Below are 16,116 nucleotides of genomic sequence, written 5' to 3'. Positions count from 1 at the left end.
CGAGGCCGGCCACGGGCACAGTGGCCACAATGGCCGCCAGGAAGATCCTGCATGACTTTCAGCGTGGGCCGGGCGGGGACGCCGCGACGGTATCGAGCGCTTGCGAGCCCACCACGTGGAGAAGCCGCTTGAACTCGCGACGCTCGGCCGGTGTCAGGGGAGCCAGCAGTCGCTCGTCGGCAACGCGCACGGCCGCTTCGGCACGCTTCAACAGCGCCCTGCCCTTGCTGGTAAGCCGGGCCGGCAGCGCCCGGCCCGACGACACCGTTGTCGGGCGGGTGACCGCACCCATGTCTTGCAGGCCTCGCAGCACCAGGTTCATCGCCTGCGGCGACACGTTGGTGTTACGGGCCAGCTCGGCGCTGGACTGCCCGGGCAACGTGGACAGAATCCGCAGGCACACGAACTCCGGCAACCCCAATCCCACCGGCCCCAGCTCGGCTGCCACCTGGGGTCGCAGCACCGACATCACCCGGTAGAGCAGATAGCCCAGCGGCTGATCCTCGTATTCACTCATATCAAACATCTTGACACATATCAACTGACTTGATAGCAATGAGGTCGTGAGCGAAAACGTCGATGTCGACTTCGATTCGGTCTACCGTGGCGAATCCGCCCAATTTGGAGTGGGCGTGCGTCCCCCGTGGAGCCTTGGGGAGCCCCAGCCCGAGTTGGCCGCGCTGATCGAGCAGGGCAAGTTTCACGGCGACGTTCTCGATGTCGGCTGCGGAGAAGCCGCCATCTCGCTATACCTTGCCGAACGCGGCTACACCACGGTGGGGCTGGACCTCTCACCCACCGCCATCGACTTGGCCCGCCGCGAGGCCGAAAAGCGCGGCCTGACCAATGCCAGGTTCGAGGTGGCCGATATCAGCTCGTTCGCCGGGTACCCACCCGGCTCAGAAGGCAGGTTCGGCACCATCGTCGACAGCACGCTGTTTCACTCCATCCCGGTCGAGGCCCGCGAGGGTTACCAGCGAGCGATAGTGCGAGCTGCCGCGCCCGGCGCCTCCTATTTCGTGCTGGTCTTCGACAAGGCCGCGGTCCCCGCGGGCCCACCATATGCCGTCACCGAAGATGAACTGCGCCAGGTGGTCTCGACGTACTGGGTGATCGACGAGATCAAGCCCGCCCGCATCTATGGGAACTTCCCGAGGGGTTTCGCGGATGCGCCGGGTGCGCCCCAGATGAAGTTCCAGGACGAGCCCGGCGGCCGCAAGTCGGTCGCCGCCTGGCTGTTGTCGGCCCATTTGGACTGACGACATCTGCCACCTGGGTCCGCGCTGGAGCCGTGCGGGTACGAGTGTCGGCACAAGCTCGTCGGATCAGCCGTTTTCCCGCTGGACCGCCGGGGACGCCGGCTGGGAAGGCCGTGGATGCGCCTCAGGCCGGGCCGCATGGCGGTCGGATTCACCCAGCGGCGCAGCCGTGAACACGCCCCAGGCCTGGCGTGCACGCAGGCCGCTAGCAGTTAGATCAACTATGTTGACGTATATCAAGATGATTGATTACTCTGGGCATGGCGACCGCGAGATCGGTCGACTCATGGGATTAAGAAGAAAGGACGACAGATATGGGTTATGGCGCATTCGCCGGGGGGCCCGGCTTCGGCTTCGGATTTGATGGTCCCGGCCTCGGTGGGCCCGGATTTGATGGTCCCGGCTTCGGTGGGCGGGGCTGGGGTGGCCCCGGCTTCGGCTTTGGCGGTCCCGGCTTTGGTGGGCCCGGATTTGGGCGGGGATTCGGCAAGCCCCGCTTTCTCAAGCGGGCGGCATTCGGCACCCTGGCACTCTTGCTCGACGGCCCGGCCGATGCCGCACAGATTGTGCAACGCACCACCGAGGCGACCGAGGGCGCTTTTACCCCGCCGCGGGAGCTCGTAGAGCTCGCCATCGGGGTGCTCGCCGGTCGCGGCTTGGTGAGCGTCGACAATGGCGTGGCGTCCCTGACCGAGCTTGGCAAGAATCTCTTGGCGTGGCGCGGTGTCAGCAGCGAGACTGCTCACGCGTTTTTCGCGCGAGCAGCCCAGTTCGGCGATGTCATCAAGATCCGGTGGGGGCTTTTCGAACTTGCCGGACTGGCGCGCAAGATCGTCTGGTCTGGCACGGATGAGCAGAAAGCAAAGCTCGCCGACGCCAGGGCTAAGGTTTTGGCCGCAATCACCGAGGCCAACAAGTCGCTGCACGGCGCGCTCGCCGAGGGCTAAGCGCGCCGTGCCCACCCCGGCGTGCTCGCCGGCGGCGCATGGCCGACATCACCCCGCGGGCCCAGGGAGTGAAGGCCGAGGCACCGCGGTCAGGTATGCCTGTTGGCAGGCGATCTGGGAATCTACCCAGATCGACTCGACGACAGGACGACGACATGCAGCTGCTATTGGTGCGCCACGCCGTGCCGCTGCGTAGCGAGCACGGCCAGGGCTCCGACCCGGAGCTGTCCGACGACGGGCTGGCACAGACCGCGCGGTTACCCCAAGCGCTGGCCAGATATCCGATTTCCCGGGTGGTCAGCAGCCCGCAGCGCCGCGCGGTGCAGACCGCGGCGCCGGTGGCGGCGGCGCGCGGTCTGCCCGTCGAGGTCGATGAGCGGTTCGCTGAATATGACCGTGAGCTACCGGCGTATATCCCCGTCGAGCAGATTCGCGAGGAGCACCCGCAGCAGTGGGCGCGCCTGGCGTCCGGGCAGTTGCCCAATTCGGTTGACGAGGAGGCATTCCGGGCCCGGGTCCGGGCGGGTGTCGAGGACGTTGTCAGCATGGCCGATCATCGGGACACCGTGGCGGTGTTCAGCCATGGAGGGGTGATAAATGTCGTGCTGCACGAGATTCTGGGCACCACGCGGTTGCTGTCGTTTCCCATCGACTATGCGTCGGTGACCCGGCTGCTGTTCTCTCGCGCCGCTCGGGCCAGTGTCGTGACGGTCAACTGCACCGACCATGTGTGGGATCTATTGCCGCGGAACCGTCGCTACCGCGGCGAAGACGGAAAGCCATGACTTGGCGCACCAGAAGATCGCCCGGGTGAGCCTTCGCGGCCGCACTCGCACTTCGTGCTAGCGCCGGGCGGCACCCTTCTTGGCTGCCCGGCGCAGCTGATAAATGCGCGCGGTACCGGCCAGCACGGTGATCAACCCACCGCCCACGGCCGCGAGCAGAATAGCCACCCCGAGCGGCAGGCTCCAGTGCCAGCCCAGAAAGGTGAACGGCACCGAGGCGGGATTTTGGGTGATAAAGATCAGGAGCACGATCAGGATCAAGAACCCCACTGTCAGCGACGTCCACACGGCACCCGTACGGGTGAACATGACCGTCGGGCCCGGGGCCGCGTCGTGCTCCGCACCCGGCGGCGCCGCGCCCTGCGGCTGATCGGACGGGGCAGGGGGAGTGCTGCTCATAGTGTTATCTTTGCCCTTTCCTGCGGTGAAGGTAACCAACCAAGCGCGGTCGTTGCCTGGCTGGGAAGACCGGGAGCCGTAGCCTACGGTAGACCCGTGAGTGCAGCCTCAGATCCGACGCAGCGCGTCTGGCCGGCGACTTTGACCTGGCGGGCACCCGATAGCTCGCGCATGGAACAGGTGCGGGTGCAGTTGTCGGGTAAGCGAATCAAGGCCAACGGTCAGATTGTGGCCGCCGCCACGAAAACGCAGCCGGCGTTTAGCGCCTACTACGACGTGCAGACCGATGAGACCGGCGCTACCAAGCGAATTGGGCTTACCGTCACGCTGGCGGAACGGGAGCGGCAGCTCTCCATCGCCCGCGACGAGGAGAACATGTGGTTGCTGACAGACCATCGGGGCGAGTCCCGCGCACCTTACGACGGCGCCCTCGACGTCGACGTCGTCTTCAGCCTTTTCTTCAATGCCCTGGCGATTCGCCGCACCGGCCTGCACGAGCGGGCGGACTCGGTTACGTTACCGCTGGTCTACGTGTACCTGCCGGATATCGCCGTCGATGCGGCCACGGTGAGCTACACCAGCACGGGCCCGGGCGATCTCCAGCCGATCAAGGTGAAGTCGCCGGTCGCCGACGTCACCGTGCTGGTCGACGCCGACGGGTTCATCGTGGACTATCCAGGCTTGGCAGAGCGGATCTGATCACCCCGCCGGCCCGGCCCGCGGCCGCCAGCTCTTCACGCCAGTTGGGGGCACCGATGACGACGGTGATGATCTCGGTGCGAGGGAAGCTGTCGTAGCGGGTTCGGGCGGCATGGCCCGCTTCGACAAGCTCTGCGACCGAGCCGTTGCCGGCCAGCGAATCCCGGGCACGGCTGAGCAGCCCGATGACCCGATCCAGTCTCGACAGCAGTTGCGCGGCGTTGCCTTCGCACATCGCCCGCACCAGATCGGGTGGGCTCGCCGCGACCCGGGTGCCGTCCCGGAACGACCCGGCGGCCAGCGCGAAGGCCAGCGGCACCTCGGCAGCGGTGACGGCAAGCGCCTCGGCGAGCAGGTGCGGCAGATGCGAAATCGCGGCCGCGGCGGCGTCATGCTCGTCGGATCGGGCCGGCACCACGACCGCCCCGCAATCCAGCGCCAACGTCATCACCGTCGACCACACCGCGGCGTCCACGTGATCATCCACGCTGAGCACCCAGGGGGCTCCGGTGAACAATTGAGCGTGGCCGGCCGCCCAACCCGAGTGCGCGGTGCCCGCCATCGGGTGGCCACCGACGAATCGTGCCTGCAAACCGGCGGCGACGACTTCCTTGAGCACGGCGGTTTTGACGCTGGTGACGTCCGTTAGCGGGCAGTTGGGAGCGGATTTCCGGATCCGCGCGAGCATGGGCGGCACCGCCGGCATCGGAACCGCGAGCACGATCAGGGCTCCGGTATCGGCGGCTCGGACCAGCGCCTCGCCGAGGTCGGTGGTGGCGTCAAAGCCGTCGGATCGGGCAGCCTGGGCACCATCCACCGAGCGGTTGTAACCGAAGACCTCACGGCCCGCCGCCGCGGCGGCCCGCATGATGGAACCGCCTATCAGCCCCAACCCGAGTACGCACACCGGTGTCCTGGCCACCCTCCAAGGTTGGCACATCTCCCAAAGGGATCCGCCTCCCAGGAGGTGCGGGCCGTCGCTGACGGCTGCGGCCCGGGCAGCGGGCCGGCGAGCAGGGGGCATTTCGCGTCCCACCGGCCCCGTGAAACCCCGGTCGATCGGCTGGTCAAGAGGACTGGTCAGCGACTAGCGTTGCGCGCATGGGAGCACAGGGTGTCTCCGCGCGCGCCGATAAGCCAGAGGGCTTCGGCGTTGCCGTCGTGCGGGAAGAGGGGAAATGGCGGTGCTTCCCGATGCGGCCCACGGCGCTGACGAGTCTTGCCGCCGCCGAAACAGAATTGCGTGAACTACGCAGCGCGGGAGCGGTTTTCGGTCTTCTCAACGTCGATGACGAATTCTTCGTCATCGTGCGGCCCGGGCCCTCAGGGACCCGGCTGCTGTTGTCGGACGCCACCGCCGCGCTGGATTACGACATCGCCGCCGAGGTCCTGGAGAACCTCGACGCCGACCTCGACCCCGAGGATCTCGAGGACGCCGAGCCGTTCGAGGAAGGCGACTTGGGGTTGTTATCCGACGTCGGGCTGCCCGAGGCCGTGCTGGGTGTCATCCTGGACGAGACCGACCTGTACGCAGATGAGCAACTGGGCCGGATAGCGCGGGAAATGGGGTTCGCCGAGGAGCTGTCGGCGGTGCTCGAGCGTCTGGGTCGGTGATTGCCGACGAAGAGCTGATCCGAGCAGCCTTGGCGGTGGCCGCCACCGCCGGGCCGCGCGACGTGCCGGTGGGCGCGGTGGTCGTGGCCCCCGATGGAACCGAACTCGCCCGCGCGGTCAACGCCCGTGAAGCGCTGGGCGACCCCACTGCGCACGCGGAGATCCTGGCGTTGCGTGCGGCGGCGCGGGCGCTCGGGGCCGGCTGGCGGCTGACGGGCACCACGCTGGCGGTCACCGTCGAGCCGTGCACGATGTGCGCGGGTGCGCTGGTGTTGGCGCGCATCGCCCGCTTGGTGTTCGGTGCCTGGGAGCCCAAGACGGGCGCGGTCGGCTCGCTGTGGGATGTGGTGCGCGATCGCCGGCTGAACCACCGCCCGGCGGTGCGGGGCGGTGTGCTGGCCGACGAGTGCGCCGCGCTGCTGGAAGACTTCTTCGCCCGCCAGCGATTGGGGTGAGCGGCGAGCGGTTCGGTAAGCTGCTCGGCGGTGGTGTGTCCGAGCGGCCTAAGGAGCACGCCTCGAAAGCGTGTGACGGGTAGCCCCCGTCCGAGGGTTCAAATCCCTCCGCCACCGCCACAGTTCTGCTGCGCCGCCGCAGCCGGAATCCGGAATCCGTGCTAGCTAGCTCGTTGCACCCGCATTACCGCCTGATGCCGCTATGCGGTATGGCGGCGCTGCTGCCCAGCCACCTCTATGATGGGCTGCCGTGCCGGGTGGATGTGCAGGGGCACCCCGGGGCGGCACCAGCGGTCACTACGACCGGCTGGCGAACGTCTACGACCGGCACTGGGCCCACAGCTCGGCGTTCGTCTCCTGGATGAACGGGCGGATCGTGGATTACCTGCGGCCGGTGGGTTGCTCGCAGGTCGTCGATCTGGGCTGTGGAACGGGCCTTTACTGCCGCGGACTCGGCGACGTCGCCGCACGGGTTATCTGTGTGGATCCCTGCGCGGCCATGCTCGCACGGCTGCCCGAGAAGGCCACCTACATTCCGGTGCAGGCAACGGCCGAGGACCTGGCAGCCGGTCGGTCGACGCTACCAGTGGCCACGGTGAACCGCTTGCTGATCAAAGACGCGGTGCACCACTTCTGTGACCCGGCATCGACGCTGGCGGGCCTGGCACGGTTGCTCGCCGACGACGGACGGCTCCTGATCGTCATGCTGCCGACCCGCATCGAGTATCCGCTATTTCGCGCCGCCCTTAGGCTTTTCGAGTCGCTGCAGCCGCACCCGGAGGCGATCGCAGGCTATCTGCGCGATGCCGGGTTGCAGACGTCGGTGAGCTATGAGTCCTTCCGCCAGCGCTTGCCCACGCACGTGTACCTGGACATGGTCAAAAGCCGATACCTGTCGGTGCTGTCGGAATTCGACGACGACGAACTGGCCGCCGGCGTCGACGAGATCCGAAAGACCCACCGTTCCAAGGTCCTGTGCTTCACCGACCGGTTCGCGTTTGTGTTGGGACGCAAGCGGGTGTGGTGATACGCCTACGGAACCTGTCGACACAAAGCCGCATCCGGCCGTTCCGCCGGTGCCAGCGGCTCGGCGAGTCGTGAGAGCGCCCGCGGCCTCGTCTAGGCGCGCCTCGGCCCGGAACGACGATCCGGGAATCACCGGTTCGGGTCAAGGGGTCGCAAACGCGCCGAAGCGCCGCTAAACGGCCGGTTCCACGGGTGTAATGGGCTAATGGAACTGATATCGCCCGTCGATGCCATGTTTTTGATGTTCGAAAGCCGTGAGCACCCCATGCACGTGGGTAGTTTGCAGCTATTCGAGCCGCCCGAAGGCGCCGGCCCGGAGTTCATCGGGGAGATCTATAAGGACATGATCGCCGTTCAGGACGTTCAGCCCACGTTTCGCAAGCGTCCGGCGACGATCTTCGGCGGGATCGCCAACCTGGGCTGGGCCTACGACGACGAGATCGACCTCGACTACCATGTGCGGCGGTCCGCGCTGGCCGCACCGGGGCGGGTTCGTGACTTGTTGGTGCTGACTTCCCGGTTGCACAGCAGCCTGCTCGATCGTCATCGTCCGTTGTGGGAACTGCACCTGGTGGAGGGGCTCGACGACGGGCGGTTCGCGGTGTACGCCAAGCTCCATCATGCCCTGATCGACGGTGTCTCGGCCCTGAAGCTGATGCAGCGCGCGCTTTCGACCGACCCGGGTGATCCTGAGGTGCAAGCGATCTGGAGCCTACCTCGACGTCGACGGGCGCGTGGATCGTCATCCCGACTGCAAACGCTCATCCGCACAACGGGATCTGTTGTTGGGCTTGGTCCCTCGATGCTGCATCTAGCGCGCGCCGCGCTGTGGGAGCAGCAGCTGACGTTGCCGTTCGCGGCGCCGCGCACCATGTTCAACGTCAAGATCGGGGGAGCACGACGGTGCGCGGCCCAGTCGTGGCCGCTGGCTCGCGTCAAAAGCGTCAAGCAAGCAGCCGGGGTGACGGTCAACGACGTGGCGCTGGCCATGTGCGCGGGCGCGCTGCGCTATTACCTGATGGAACAAAGCGCACTGCCGGACACGCCGCTGATCGCGATGGTTCCGGTCAGCCTGCGCTCTCAGGATGAGTCCGACAGCGGCGGTAATCTCGTCGGGACGATCCTGTGCAATCTGGCCACCAACACCGACGACCCTGCCAAACGGCTGGAGACCATCAGCGCATCGATGCGTCGCAACAAGAAAGTCTTCGCTGAGCTGCCCCGGCTTCAGGCACTGGTGTTGTCGGCGTTCACTATTGCACCGTTAGCCCTGGTGGCGGTCCCCGGCTTCATTGCCGCCACGCCACCGCCATTCAACATCGTCATCTCCAACGTGCCGGGACCGGCCGAGCCGATGTATTGCCGGGGTGCCCGGCTCGACGGCAACTATCCGCTATCCATCGCCCTGGACGGGCAAGCGCTGAACATCACCCTGGTCAGCAACGCCGGCAACCTGGATTTCGGCTTGGTGGGGTGCCGGCGCAGTGTACCGCATCTGCAGCGCCTGCTCCATCATCTGGAGATGTCGCTGACGGACCTGGAACACGCCACCGGGGTGTAGCACCCATGCCCAAACTCAGCGCAGGCCTGCTGCTGTATCGGATCAAAAACGGTGTCGTCGAAGTGCTCATCGCACATCCCGGCGGCCCGTTCTGGGCCGACAAGGACGACGGGGCGTGGTCGATCCCGAAAGGGGAGTACGCCGAGGGCGAAGATCCCTGGGCCGCCGCTCAGCGCGAGTTCACCGAAGAGATTGGACTGCCCGTGCCGGCCGGGCAGCGAATCGAGCTCGGTTCGCGGAAACAACCCAGCGGAAAGGTTGTCAGCGTCTTCGCCGTGCACGGTGATCTCGATGTGACCGGCGCGCATAGCAACACCTTCGAACTGGAGTGGCCCAAGGGGTCCGGGCGGATTCAAGCCTTTCCCGAGATCGACCGGGCCGCATGGTTTCCGGTAGCGCGGGCCCGCCGCAAGCTGGTCAGCGGTCAGCGCGCGTTTCTCGATCGGTTGATGGCCCATCCGGCGGTTGCGGGACTCGGTGAGGAGAGCTGACCGCGCATCTCGCCCAGCCCTGCCGAAGGGCTGGATACCGGCGTGCGGCACCGCACCCAGCAGAGTGTCTGCAGAGGCTAAGTGTCCACCAAGCGATTTCGTGCAGGGCACGTCAGGTGGCCTCCCGTGACGCGCTGGCCGAGCGAAGACCGGGAATGCGAAGACCGGGAATGATGTCGCCGAGGCCGACGGCGCCCGGGTGTTGGAGTTGCGCATAGGTGCAGGAGCGCGGGTCACGCTCGGGGCGCCAGCGGTTGAACTGGGCGGTATGGCGGAATCGGTCGCCTTCCATGTCGTCGTAGCGGACCTCGACTACCCGCTCGGGTCGCAGCGGCACGAAGGAGAGATCCTTGCCCGCGTTCCAGCGCGAGGTTTCGCTTTTGCGTGAGGCGCGTTGGCCGGCGTGGTGAGCGGCCCAGCTCCACGGGTGGGCATCGAAGGTGGTGACCAGGGGTTGCAGCTCGGCGAACAGCCGCCGTCGTTCGGCCGCCGGGAAGGCGCCGATGACACCTACCGGGGCGAGGGCGCCGTCGTCGTGGTAGAGCCCCAGCAGCAGCGAGCCGATGGCGTTGTCCTCGCGGGTGTGCACCCGGTAGCCGGCGACCACGCAGTCGGCGGTCCGCTCGTGTTTGACCTTGAACATGACACGTTTGCCCGGCTGGTAGGTGAGGGTCGGTGGCTTGGCGACGATCCCGTCCAGACCCGCCCCCGCAAACCTTTCGAACCAGCGGCGAGCGGTCGCCATGTCGGTGGTCGCCGGCGTGACATGAACCGAGCGGATCGAACGGGCCCCCACAGAAACCCCGCAAGGAGCCACGGCATCGACAAGCGCAGCCCGGCGTTCACTGAACGGCCGCCCGGTGTAGTCGGCATCGCCGAGCGCAAGCACGTCGAACACGATGAAGGAGGCCGAGGTTTGTTCGGCGAGCCGGCGCACTCGCGATTCGGCAGGGTGGATGCGTTGTTGCAGCGCAGTGAAATCCAGGCCGTGGCCGGTGGCGATGACGATCTCACCATCGACCACGCACCGCGGCGGCAGCTCGGCCTTGATCGCCACGACCAGTTCGGGGAAGTACCGGGTCATCGACCTTTCGTTACGGCTACCCAGCTCGACCTCGTCGAGGTCGCGGAAGCAGATCGACCGGAAGCCATCCCATTTGGGCTCGTAGTATGCGCCGGGCGGGATCGACGGAACCGCTTTGGCTAGCATTGGGGCCACCGGCGGCATGACGGGCAGCTTCACCGGCTCATTGTGCCCCTGTGGCGCGCAACGGGTTCACCCGCCGCGTGAGCGGGCATCGGCGCGGCGGCAAGTAGCGTGTGCGGGCGCGGATCTATTCGGACACGGCCACGCTGCTGCAGGATGACGCTGGGGGCTTGTGCGCGTCGGCAACCCCCACGCTTACCGGTGCCCACACCAGCCCTGCCCTAAAAGGTTGGAGCCGCAATGGCAAGTGCTGCAGAGCAACTCGACATTGATGGAGTAAAGGTCCAGCTGACCAACCTAGACCGGGTGTATTTTCCCAAGCTGGGTCTCAACGGCACAAAGGGCAAGCTCGTCGCGTATTACCGGGCCCTCGCGGACGGGCCGATGCTGACCGCGCTGCGTGACCGCCCCACCTATCTGCAGCGGTTCCCCGCCGGCATCGACGGGGCGGAGATCTACCAAAAGCGGATACCGCCGCGCCACCCCGACTACCTGCGCACCTGCCGGGTGACGTTTCCGTCGGGACGAACCGCCGAAACGCTGCAGATCACCCACCCCGCCGCCATCGTGTGGGCGGCGCAGATGGGTACCATCACGCTGCACCCATGGCCGGTGCGCTGCCCCGACACCGAGCACCCCGATGAGTTGCGCATCGACCTGGACCCGCAGCCCGGTGTCGGGTTCGGCCAGGCCCGCGCGGTGGCCGTCGACGTGTTGCGCCCGCTGCTCGACGAGCTCGGCCTGGTGGGCTTCCCGAAAACATCCGGCGGGCGCGGCGTGCACGTGTTTCTACGCATCGCCACCGACTGGGATTTCATCCTGGTACGCCGAGCGGGCATCGCGTTGGCCCGAGAGCTGGAACGCCGCGCAGCCGGCGCGGTGACGACGTCGTGGTGGAAAGAGGAACGCGGCCCGCGTGTCTTCGTCGACTTCAACCAAAACGCTCGCGATCGCACCATGGCATCGGCGTATTCGGTGCGCCCCACCCCGATTGCGACCGTGTCGATGCCGCTGACCTGGGACGAGCTGGCCGATGCCGAGCCCGACCACTACACCATGACCACCGTGCCCGGGCTGGTGGCGCGCCGCGAGGACCCCTGGGCCGGCATGGACGCGACCGCTCAGTCGATCACCCCGCTGCTGACACTGGCGCGGGTCGACGAAGAGCGCGGCCTGGGCGACCTGCCCTACCCGCCGAACTATCCGAAGATGCCGGGCGAACCCAAGCGCGTGCAGCCGAGCCGGCGGGCCGCGGCACCGGTTAGTCGCGATTCCCGGTGCGGTTGGTCGGCGACCCCTACGCCGCCCAAGAATCGAGGTTAGACGTTCTTCTCGGCGTCCTCTCGGCGTCCTCTCAGCGATGGCCACCGAAGCCAACACTGGCGGTATCCGCGGAACGTGCTGCGCATGCCGAGCACCCCAACGCGCATCGTGCTCGCACACCGCATTCCAGGCCACGCGGCGCTGTTGGCGCCACCGCGCCGCACCGCTGTCATGGGCAGCCTACTTTGTGGCACCTTCCGCAAGGGCGTGGTCCAGCCAAGTTCTGAGCGCCGTGACGGGGGCGGCACCAGCCTGCCGCGCGAGCAGTCGGCCGTGGTCAACGATCAGCAGTGTGGGCACGGCCTGCACTCCGAAACGTCGGGAGACCGCGGGCGCGGTATCCACGTTGATCTTGACGAGTTTCAGTTCACCCGCACGTTCGGCGGCTAACTGTGCGAGCAGCGGACTGACCATTCGGCACGGCCCGCACCAGGGGGCCCAGAGATCCACCAGCACAGGAACCGAGGACTTCTCGACGACCTCGGCGAAATCATGGTCGCCGGCCTCAACAATCCAGGGCAGCCAGCTCTGACATTGGGCGCAGCGGGGCTTTCCCGACCCGGCGACCGGGACTCTGTTGCGCCGCCCACAGTTCGGGCATTGCACGATGGGTGTTTGCATGGTTGCTGCCTTTCTCACGAGGCCAACGCTGGGTCCGAATAGCGCACCGCCGGTTCGCCAGTGACACAGGGGCGTTGCGTCCAGTTCGGCAATCGCCCATTGAAGCGGCGGTGTTCGGCATGCGCGGCGGTGCCCCTGAACTCACGGCGATGTCCTCTTGCGCGACGCGGACTCGAGTTCTTCGATGCGGTCTAGTAAGTCGAGCACCAGCCCGATTGCCGCGTAGTTCAATCCCAGCCCGACCCGCAATCGCTGAATCCGGCCGGCGAGGGCCACCGCCGAGGGGTCGAACCACAGCTCCCCGCGGGTATCGGGATGGCAGGGCAGCAGCCCCAACGCGACGAATTTATGCACCGTGTCCGGGTGCAGCCCGCAGCGTTGCGCAAAGGTCTCGATATGCAAGCGGGGCGGGCGGGCCAGCGGGTAGCGCCCGCCGGAAACCGGTTCGCTCAACGTGCCCTCCTCGGATCGAAGCGGGATTCGGCGGCCAGTTGTTCGAATAACTCCCGTTCCCGTGGGGTCGGTTTCGCCGGCACCATGATTTTGATCTCGGCGTATAGGTCACCCGGTGACCCACGCGGGTTGGGCATTCCTTCCCCCCGCAATCGCAGTCGCCGGCCGGTCGATGAGCCCGGCGGCACCTTGACCTTTGCCTCCCCGGCGGGGGTGTGCACCGCGACGGTTGCGCCCAAGACCGCCTCCCACGGCGAGATCAGCAAATCGGTGCTGATGTCACGCCCTTCAAGCCGGAATCGGGGGTGCGGCGCGATGTGCACAACCAGGTACAAGTCGCCCGGAGGGGCGTTGCGGCTGCCGCGGGCGCCTTCACCGGGCAGCCTTATCCGCTGGCCCTCGGTTATGCCAGGGGGAATGGTCACGGTGTACGCCCGGCCATCCAATCTGATTCGGCGGCTACCGCCGCGGTAGGCCTCCTCGAGAGTCAGCTCCAGCTCGGCCTCTTGATCGGCGCCGGGGACCGGGCCGAACCCGCCGACACCCCCGAAAATACCGCTCAGCAGGTCATCGATGTCGATGCCCGCGCCGCGAAAGCCGCCCCCGCCCGCGCTGGCGCGCTCGTCGTAGTCCTCCGGAACCCGGCGAAAGTCTTCGCCGAACCGGTCATAGCGTTCGCGGGTCTTCGGATCCGACAGCACGTGGTAGGCCTCGTTGACCTCTTTGAACCGTTCCTCGGCGCCGGGATCCTTGTTGATATCCGGGTGATGTTTGCGGGCCAGCCTGCGATATGCCTGCTGGATCTGCTCGGCGGTTGCGTCCCGGGACACCCCGAGCGTCTGGTAGTAGTCACGCGCCATGGGGTGTGCCCCCCGGGCGACCGGCGGCGCTGTGCGGGCACCCGGGTGGGGTGGGTACGGCCACCCCTCGACGAGGGTTTGCCATGATGCTCAGCCCCAACCGAATTCGGCGTCAACGACACCGTCGTCTCCCGGGCGCTCGATCGGGAGACCCCGGTGGCGCTGTCCCTCGCCGCCACCGGCGGGCGAAGACTCTAGCCCGTAGAGCACCTGCTGCAGGTCCGAGGTCAACGACCGGACCCTGACCACAGGCGTGTGCTCCTCGATGGCGTTTCGGGCGTCGGCTATCAGCATTTCGGCGCGCACCCGGTCATGCGTCGCCACCGAGTCACCCAGCCGAGCCAGGCACCGCTCGACTTGGTAGGCGACCGAATCGAGTTCGTTGCACGCCTCCACCTCGCGGCGGTGCTGCTCGTCTTCGCGGCGGTGCTGCTCGGCTTCGGCGATCATGCGCTCGACTTCACCCTGGTCGAGGCCGGGGCGTTCACTAACGGTGATGTGCTGCTCGACGCCGGTATCCCTGTCGCGGGCGGTGACGTCGAGGATGCCGTTGGCGTCGACATCGAAGGTGACCTCGATCTGCGGTTCACCGCGCGGGGCAGGGCGGATGCCGTGCACGGTGAATCGTCCGAGAACCCGATTGTCTCTGGCCATTTCGCGCTCACCCTCCAGCACCACGACGTCGACGGCGGGCTGATTGTCTTCAGCGGTGGTGAAAACCTCGCTGCGGCGGGCCGGGATGGTGGTGTTGCGCTCGATCACCTTGGTCATCACCCCGCCACGGGTTTCCACTCCCAGCGACAGCGCCGTGACATCCAGCAGCACCACCCTGGAGAGCTCACCCATCAGCACCCCGGCCTGCGCCGCGGCACCCAGCGCCACCACCTCCTCGGGGTTCACGCCCATGGTGGGACCCATACCCGCGGTGAGGCGGCGCACCAGCGCCTGCACCGCCGGGATGCGCGTCGCCCCCCCGACCAGGATGACCTCGTCGATGTCCATGGCGGTCACCTTCGCATCGGCCATCACCTGCCTGACCGGACCCAGGCAGCGCTCCACCAAATCCAAGGTCAGGTTTTCAAACGTCGAGCGCATAATCGGCCTCGCCAAATGTTTGGGCCCGCCTGCATCGGCGGCGATAAACGGGACGTCGATGCGGGTTTGGGCGACCGAGGACAGTTCGACCTTGGCCTGTTCGGCCGCCTCGACCAACCGCCGCAGCGCCTGGGCGTCCTCGCGCAAGTCGATGCCGTTTTCCTGCCGGAACTCGTCGGCGAGGTAATCCACCAAGAGACGGTCGAAATCATCGCCACCCAGATGTGAATCACCGGCAGTGGCACGTACCTCCACCACGCCGTCACCCACCTCCAACAAGCTCACATCAAAGGTGCCACCGCCGAAGTCGAACACCAGAACCGTCTCGTGGCCCTTCTTGTCCAAGCCATAGGCCAGCGCCGCGGCGGTGGGCTCGTTGATGATGCCGAGCAGCTGCAGGCCCGCGATCCTGGCGGCATCCTTGGTGGCATTGCGCTGCGCGTCATCAAAATATGCCGGAACGCTAATGACCGCTTGGCGCACCCGCTCACCGAGAAACTTGCCGGCGTCGTCGGCGAGCTTGCGCAGCACCTGTGCGCTGATTTGCTCGGGAGTGACGCTCTCGCCACGCACGTCGAAACGGGTTTCGCCGTGGGGGCCCGGCACCACATCGAAGCCGACCGCCATGGCCTCGGTGGATACCTCGGCGAAGCGGCGACCGATGAAGCGCTTCGCCGAATAGATGGTGCCCTTGGGATTCACGATCGCCTGCCGACGGGCCGGCTGCCCCACCAGCCGCTCACCGAATTCGGTGAAGGCCACCACTGACGGGGTGATTCGGGAACCCTCGGCGTTAGGGATCACCACCGGCCGGCCACTGCGCCAAGCCGCGATCACCGCGTTGGTGGTCCCCAGATCGATACCGACCGCGGTCGCCATCACATACTCCCTCCCGGGTTTTTCCCGGGTCCTTTCCAGATCCTTTTCAAGTCCCTTGCGGACAGCCATTCGCGTCCTTGTCAGTCCGGCGGCAGGAGGTCTTTGCCGGCCGGAGCACGACGATCATTCCTAACACGTCACACGTCATGTGTGCTGCTCTCTTCCGTCCCGGAGCTGAGACATGCCAAGAATCAACCGTTACGGCCCACGCAAATAGGGGCCAAAGACCCATCAGCGCAGGACCATCGCCCCTCGAGTCAGACGCGCATGAACCCGGTCGCCTTCGGGCCGGCCCCGGTAGTGGCCTGCATCGGCTTTTCCGGTCGACGAGCGGGCCAGCCAAAACAGCGGAAGGACCGGCGCTCCCGCGCGCCACGGGGCCCGAGGGAAAAGCGAACGAAGCGTCGCCCGGGCACAGCACGCTTTTTGGGTGTCGACATCC

General features: G+C 66.8%; 18 protein-coding genes and 1 tRNA gene. 11 read left to right on the top strand and 8 right to left on the bottom strand.

The features are described 5' to 3' along the window. Nucleotides 1–58: 58 nt before the first annotated feature. Nucleotides 59–526: a MarR family winged helix-turn-helix transcriptional regulator gene (locus MSM1_RS05465; protein WP_374101655.1), complete on the bottom strand. Its 468-nt coding sequence runs from the start codon at nucleotides 524–526 to the stop codon at nucleotides 59–61. 37 nt (nucleotides 527–563) lie between these two features. Between MSM1_RS05465 and MSM1_RS05460 the strand changes: the two genes are divergently transcribed. The 3 genes from MSM1_RS05460 (at nucleotide 564) to MSM1_RS05450 (ending at nucleotide 2,991) form a co-directional block, all read left to right on the top strand. Next, entirely contained in the window at nucleotides 564–1,259 is a 696-nt protein-coding gene (locus MSM1_RS05460) for a class I SAM-dependent methyltransferase (protein ID WP_213440539.1), read from the top strand. Between the two features lie 314 nt (nucleotides 1,260–1,573). Continuing rightward, nucleotides 1,574–2,206 (top strand): hypothetical protein, encoded by a 633-nt coding sequence (locus MSM1_RS05455; protein ID WP_213440538.1) that lies wholly within the window; start codon nucleotides 1,574–1,576, stop codon nucleotides 2,204–2,206. Nucleotides 2,207–2,361: 155 nt separating this feature from the next. After that, on the top strand, nucleotides 2,362–2,991 hold the full coding sequence (locus MSM1_RS05450) for a histidine phosphatase family protein (RefSeq protein ID WP_213440537.1): 630 nt from the start codon (nucleotides 2,362–2,364) through the stop codon (nucleotides 2,989–2,991). Nucleotides 2,992–3,048: 57 nt separating this feature from the next. Here the strand turns inward: MSM1_RS05450 and MSM1_RS05445 are convergent, their stop codons facing one another. Further along, nucleotides 3,049–3,390, bottom strand: a complete 342-nt coding sequence (locus MSM1_RS05445) for a lipopolysaccharide assembly LapA domain-containing protein (protein ID WP_213440536.1) — start codon at nucleotides 3,388–3,390, stop codon at nucleotides 3,049–3,051. Nucleotides 3,391–3,561: 171 nt separating this feature from the next. Between MSM1_RS05445 and MSM1_RS05440 the strand changes: the two genes are divergently transcribed. Continuing rightward, nucleotides 3,562–4,089 carry a putative glycolipid-binding domain-containing protein gene (locus MSM1_RS05440; RefSeq protein ID WP_236055491.1) on the top strand — a complete coding sequence of 176 codons (528 nt, stop codon included), beginning with the start codon at nucleotides 3,562–3,564 and terminating at the stop codon, nucleotides 4,087–4,089. On the opposite strand, the gene MSM1_RS05435 is transcribed toward MSM1_RS05440, so the two are convergent. Further along, entirely contained in the window at nucleotides 4,052–4,996 is a 945-nt protein-coding gene (locus tag MSM1_RS05435) for a prephenate dehydrogenase (protein ID WP_307857336.1), read from the bottom strand. The genes MSM1_RS05440 and MSM1_RS05435 overlap by 38 nt on opposite strands. Nucleotides 4,997–5,190: 194 nt before the next feature. On the opposite strand from MSM1_RS05435, the gene MSM1_RS05430 reads away from it, so the two are divergent. From MSM1_RS05430 to MSM1_RS05405, 6 genes are all read left to right on the top strand, one after another. Continuing rightward, nucleotides 5,191–5,703 (top strand): tRNA adenosine deaminase-associated protein, encoded by a 513-nt coding sequence (locus tag MSM1_RS05430; protein WP_213440533.1) that lies wholly within the window; start codon nucleotides 5,191–5,193, stop codon nucleotides 5,701–5,703. Further along, nucleotides 5,700–6,158: a nucleoside deaminase gene (locus MSM1_RS05425; protein WP_213440532.1), complete on the top strand. Its 459-nt coding sequence runs from the start codon at nucleotides 5,700–5,702 to the stop codon at nucleotides 6,156–6,158. The genes MSM1_RS05430 and MSM1_RS05425 overlap by 4 nt, the downstream gene beginning before the upstream one ends. 29 nt (nucleotides 6,159–6,187) lie before the next feature. Continuing rightward, a tRNA-Ser gene (locus tag MSM1_RS05420) sits at nucleotides 6,188–6,278 on the top strand. A 130-nt stretch (nucleotides 6,279–6,408) separates the two neighbouring features. Beyond that, the gene (locus MSM1_RS05415; protein ID WP_213440531.1) at nucleotides 6,409–7,185 is read left to right on the top strand and encodes a class I SAM-dependent methyltransferase; all 777 of its coding nucleotides are present in this window, start codon (nucleotides 6,409–6,411) and stop codon (nucleotides 7,183–7,185) included. A gap of 204 nt (nucleotides 7,186–7,389) precedes the next feature. Next, nucleotides 7,390–8,745: a wax ester/triacylglycerol synthase family O-acyltransferase gene (locus tag MSM1_RS05410; RefSeq protein WP_213440530.1), complete on the top strand. Its 1,356-nt coding sequence runs from the start codon at nucleotides 7,390–7,392 to the stop codon at nucleotides 8,743–8,745. A 5-nt stretch (nucleotides 8,746–8,750) separates the two neighbouring features. Further along, on the top strand, nucleotides 8,751–9,236 hold the full coding sequence (locus MSM1_RS05405; RefSeq protein ID WP_213440529.1) for an NUDIX domain-containing protein: 486 nt from the start codon (nucleotides 8,751–8,753) through the stop codon (nucleotides 9,234–9,236). Nucleotides 9,237–9,348: 112 nt separating this feature from the next. Here the strand turns inward: MSM1_RS05405 and MSM1_RS05400 are convergent, their stop codons facing one another. Next, the gene (locus MSM1_RS05400) at nucleotides 9,349–10,479 is read right to left on the bottom strand and encodes an ATP-dependent DNA ligase (protein ID WP_213440528.1); all 1,131 of its coding nucleotides are present in this window, start codon (nucleotides 10,477–10,479) and stop codon (nucleotides 9,349–9,351) included. 204 nt (nucleotides 10,480–10,683) lie between these two features. Here MSM1_RS05400 and MSM1_RS05395 point away from each other — a divergent pair, with 204 nt between their 5' ends. Continuing rightward, a complete protein-coding gene (locus tag MSM1_RS05395; RefSeq protein ID WP_236054754.1) occupies nucleotides 10,684–11,766 on the top strand; it encodes a DNA polymerase domain-containing protein in 1,083 nt (360 codons plus the stop codon). Between the two features lie 180 nt (nucleotides 11,767–11,946). On the opposite strand, the gene trxA is transcribed toward MSM1_RS05395, so the two are convergent. From trxA to dnaK, 4 genes are all read right to left on the bottom strand, one after another. Continuing rightward, nucleotides 11,947–12,387, bottom strand: a complete 441-nt coding sequence (gene trxA, locus MSM1_RS05390; protein ID WP_213440527.1) for a thioredoxin — start codon at nucleotides 12,385–12,387, stop codon at nucleotides 11,947–11,949. Between the two features lie 141 nt (nucleotides 12,388–12,528). Beyond that, the gene (locus MSM1_RS05385) at nucleotides 12,529–12,840 is read right to left on the bottom strand and encodes a chaperone modulator CbpM (RefSeq protein WP_213440526.1); all 312 of its coding nucleotides are present in this window, start codon (nucleotides 12,838–12,840) and stop codon (nucleotides 12,529–12,531) included. Then, nucleotides 12,837–13,700, bottom strand: a complete 864-nt coding sequence (locus tag MSM1_RS05380; protein WP_213440525.1) for a DnaJ C-terminal domain-containing protein — start codon at nucleotides 13,698–13,700, stop codon at nucleotides 12,837–12,839. Before MSM1_RS05380 ends, MSM1_RS05385 begins: the two co-directional genes overlap by 4 nt. A gap of 90 nt (nucleotides 13,701–13,790) precedes the next feature. Further along, nucleotides 13,791–15,674 carry a molecular chaperone DnaK gene (dnaK, locus tag MSM1_RS05375; protein WP_213440524.1) on the bottom strand — a complete coding sequence of 628 codons (1,884 nt, stop codon included), beginning with the start codon at nucleotides 15,672–15,674 and terminating at the stop codon, nucleotides 13,791–13,793. Between the last annotated feature and the right edge of the window lie 442 nt (nucleotides 15,675–16,116).

The organism is Mycobacterium sp. SM1, assembly GCF_018361265.1.
In the GTDB taxonomy this organism is placed as follows: Bacteria; Actinomycetota; Actinomycetes; order Mycobacteriales; family Mycobacteriaceae; genus Mycobacterium.
Note: the sequence above shows the minus strand (reverse complement) of the source record. Positions and strands in the feature narration are given on the sequence as shown.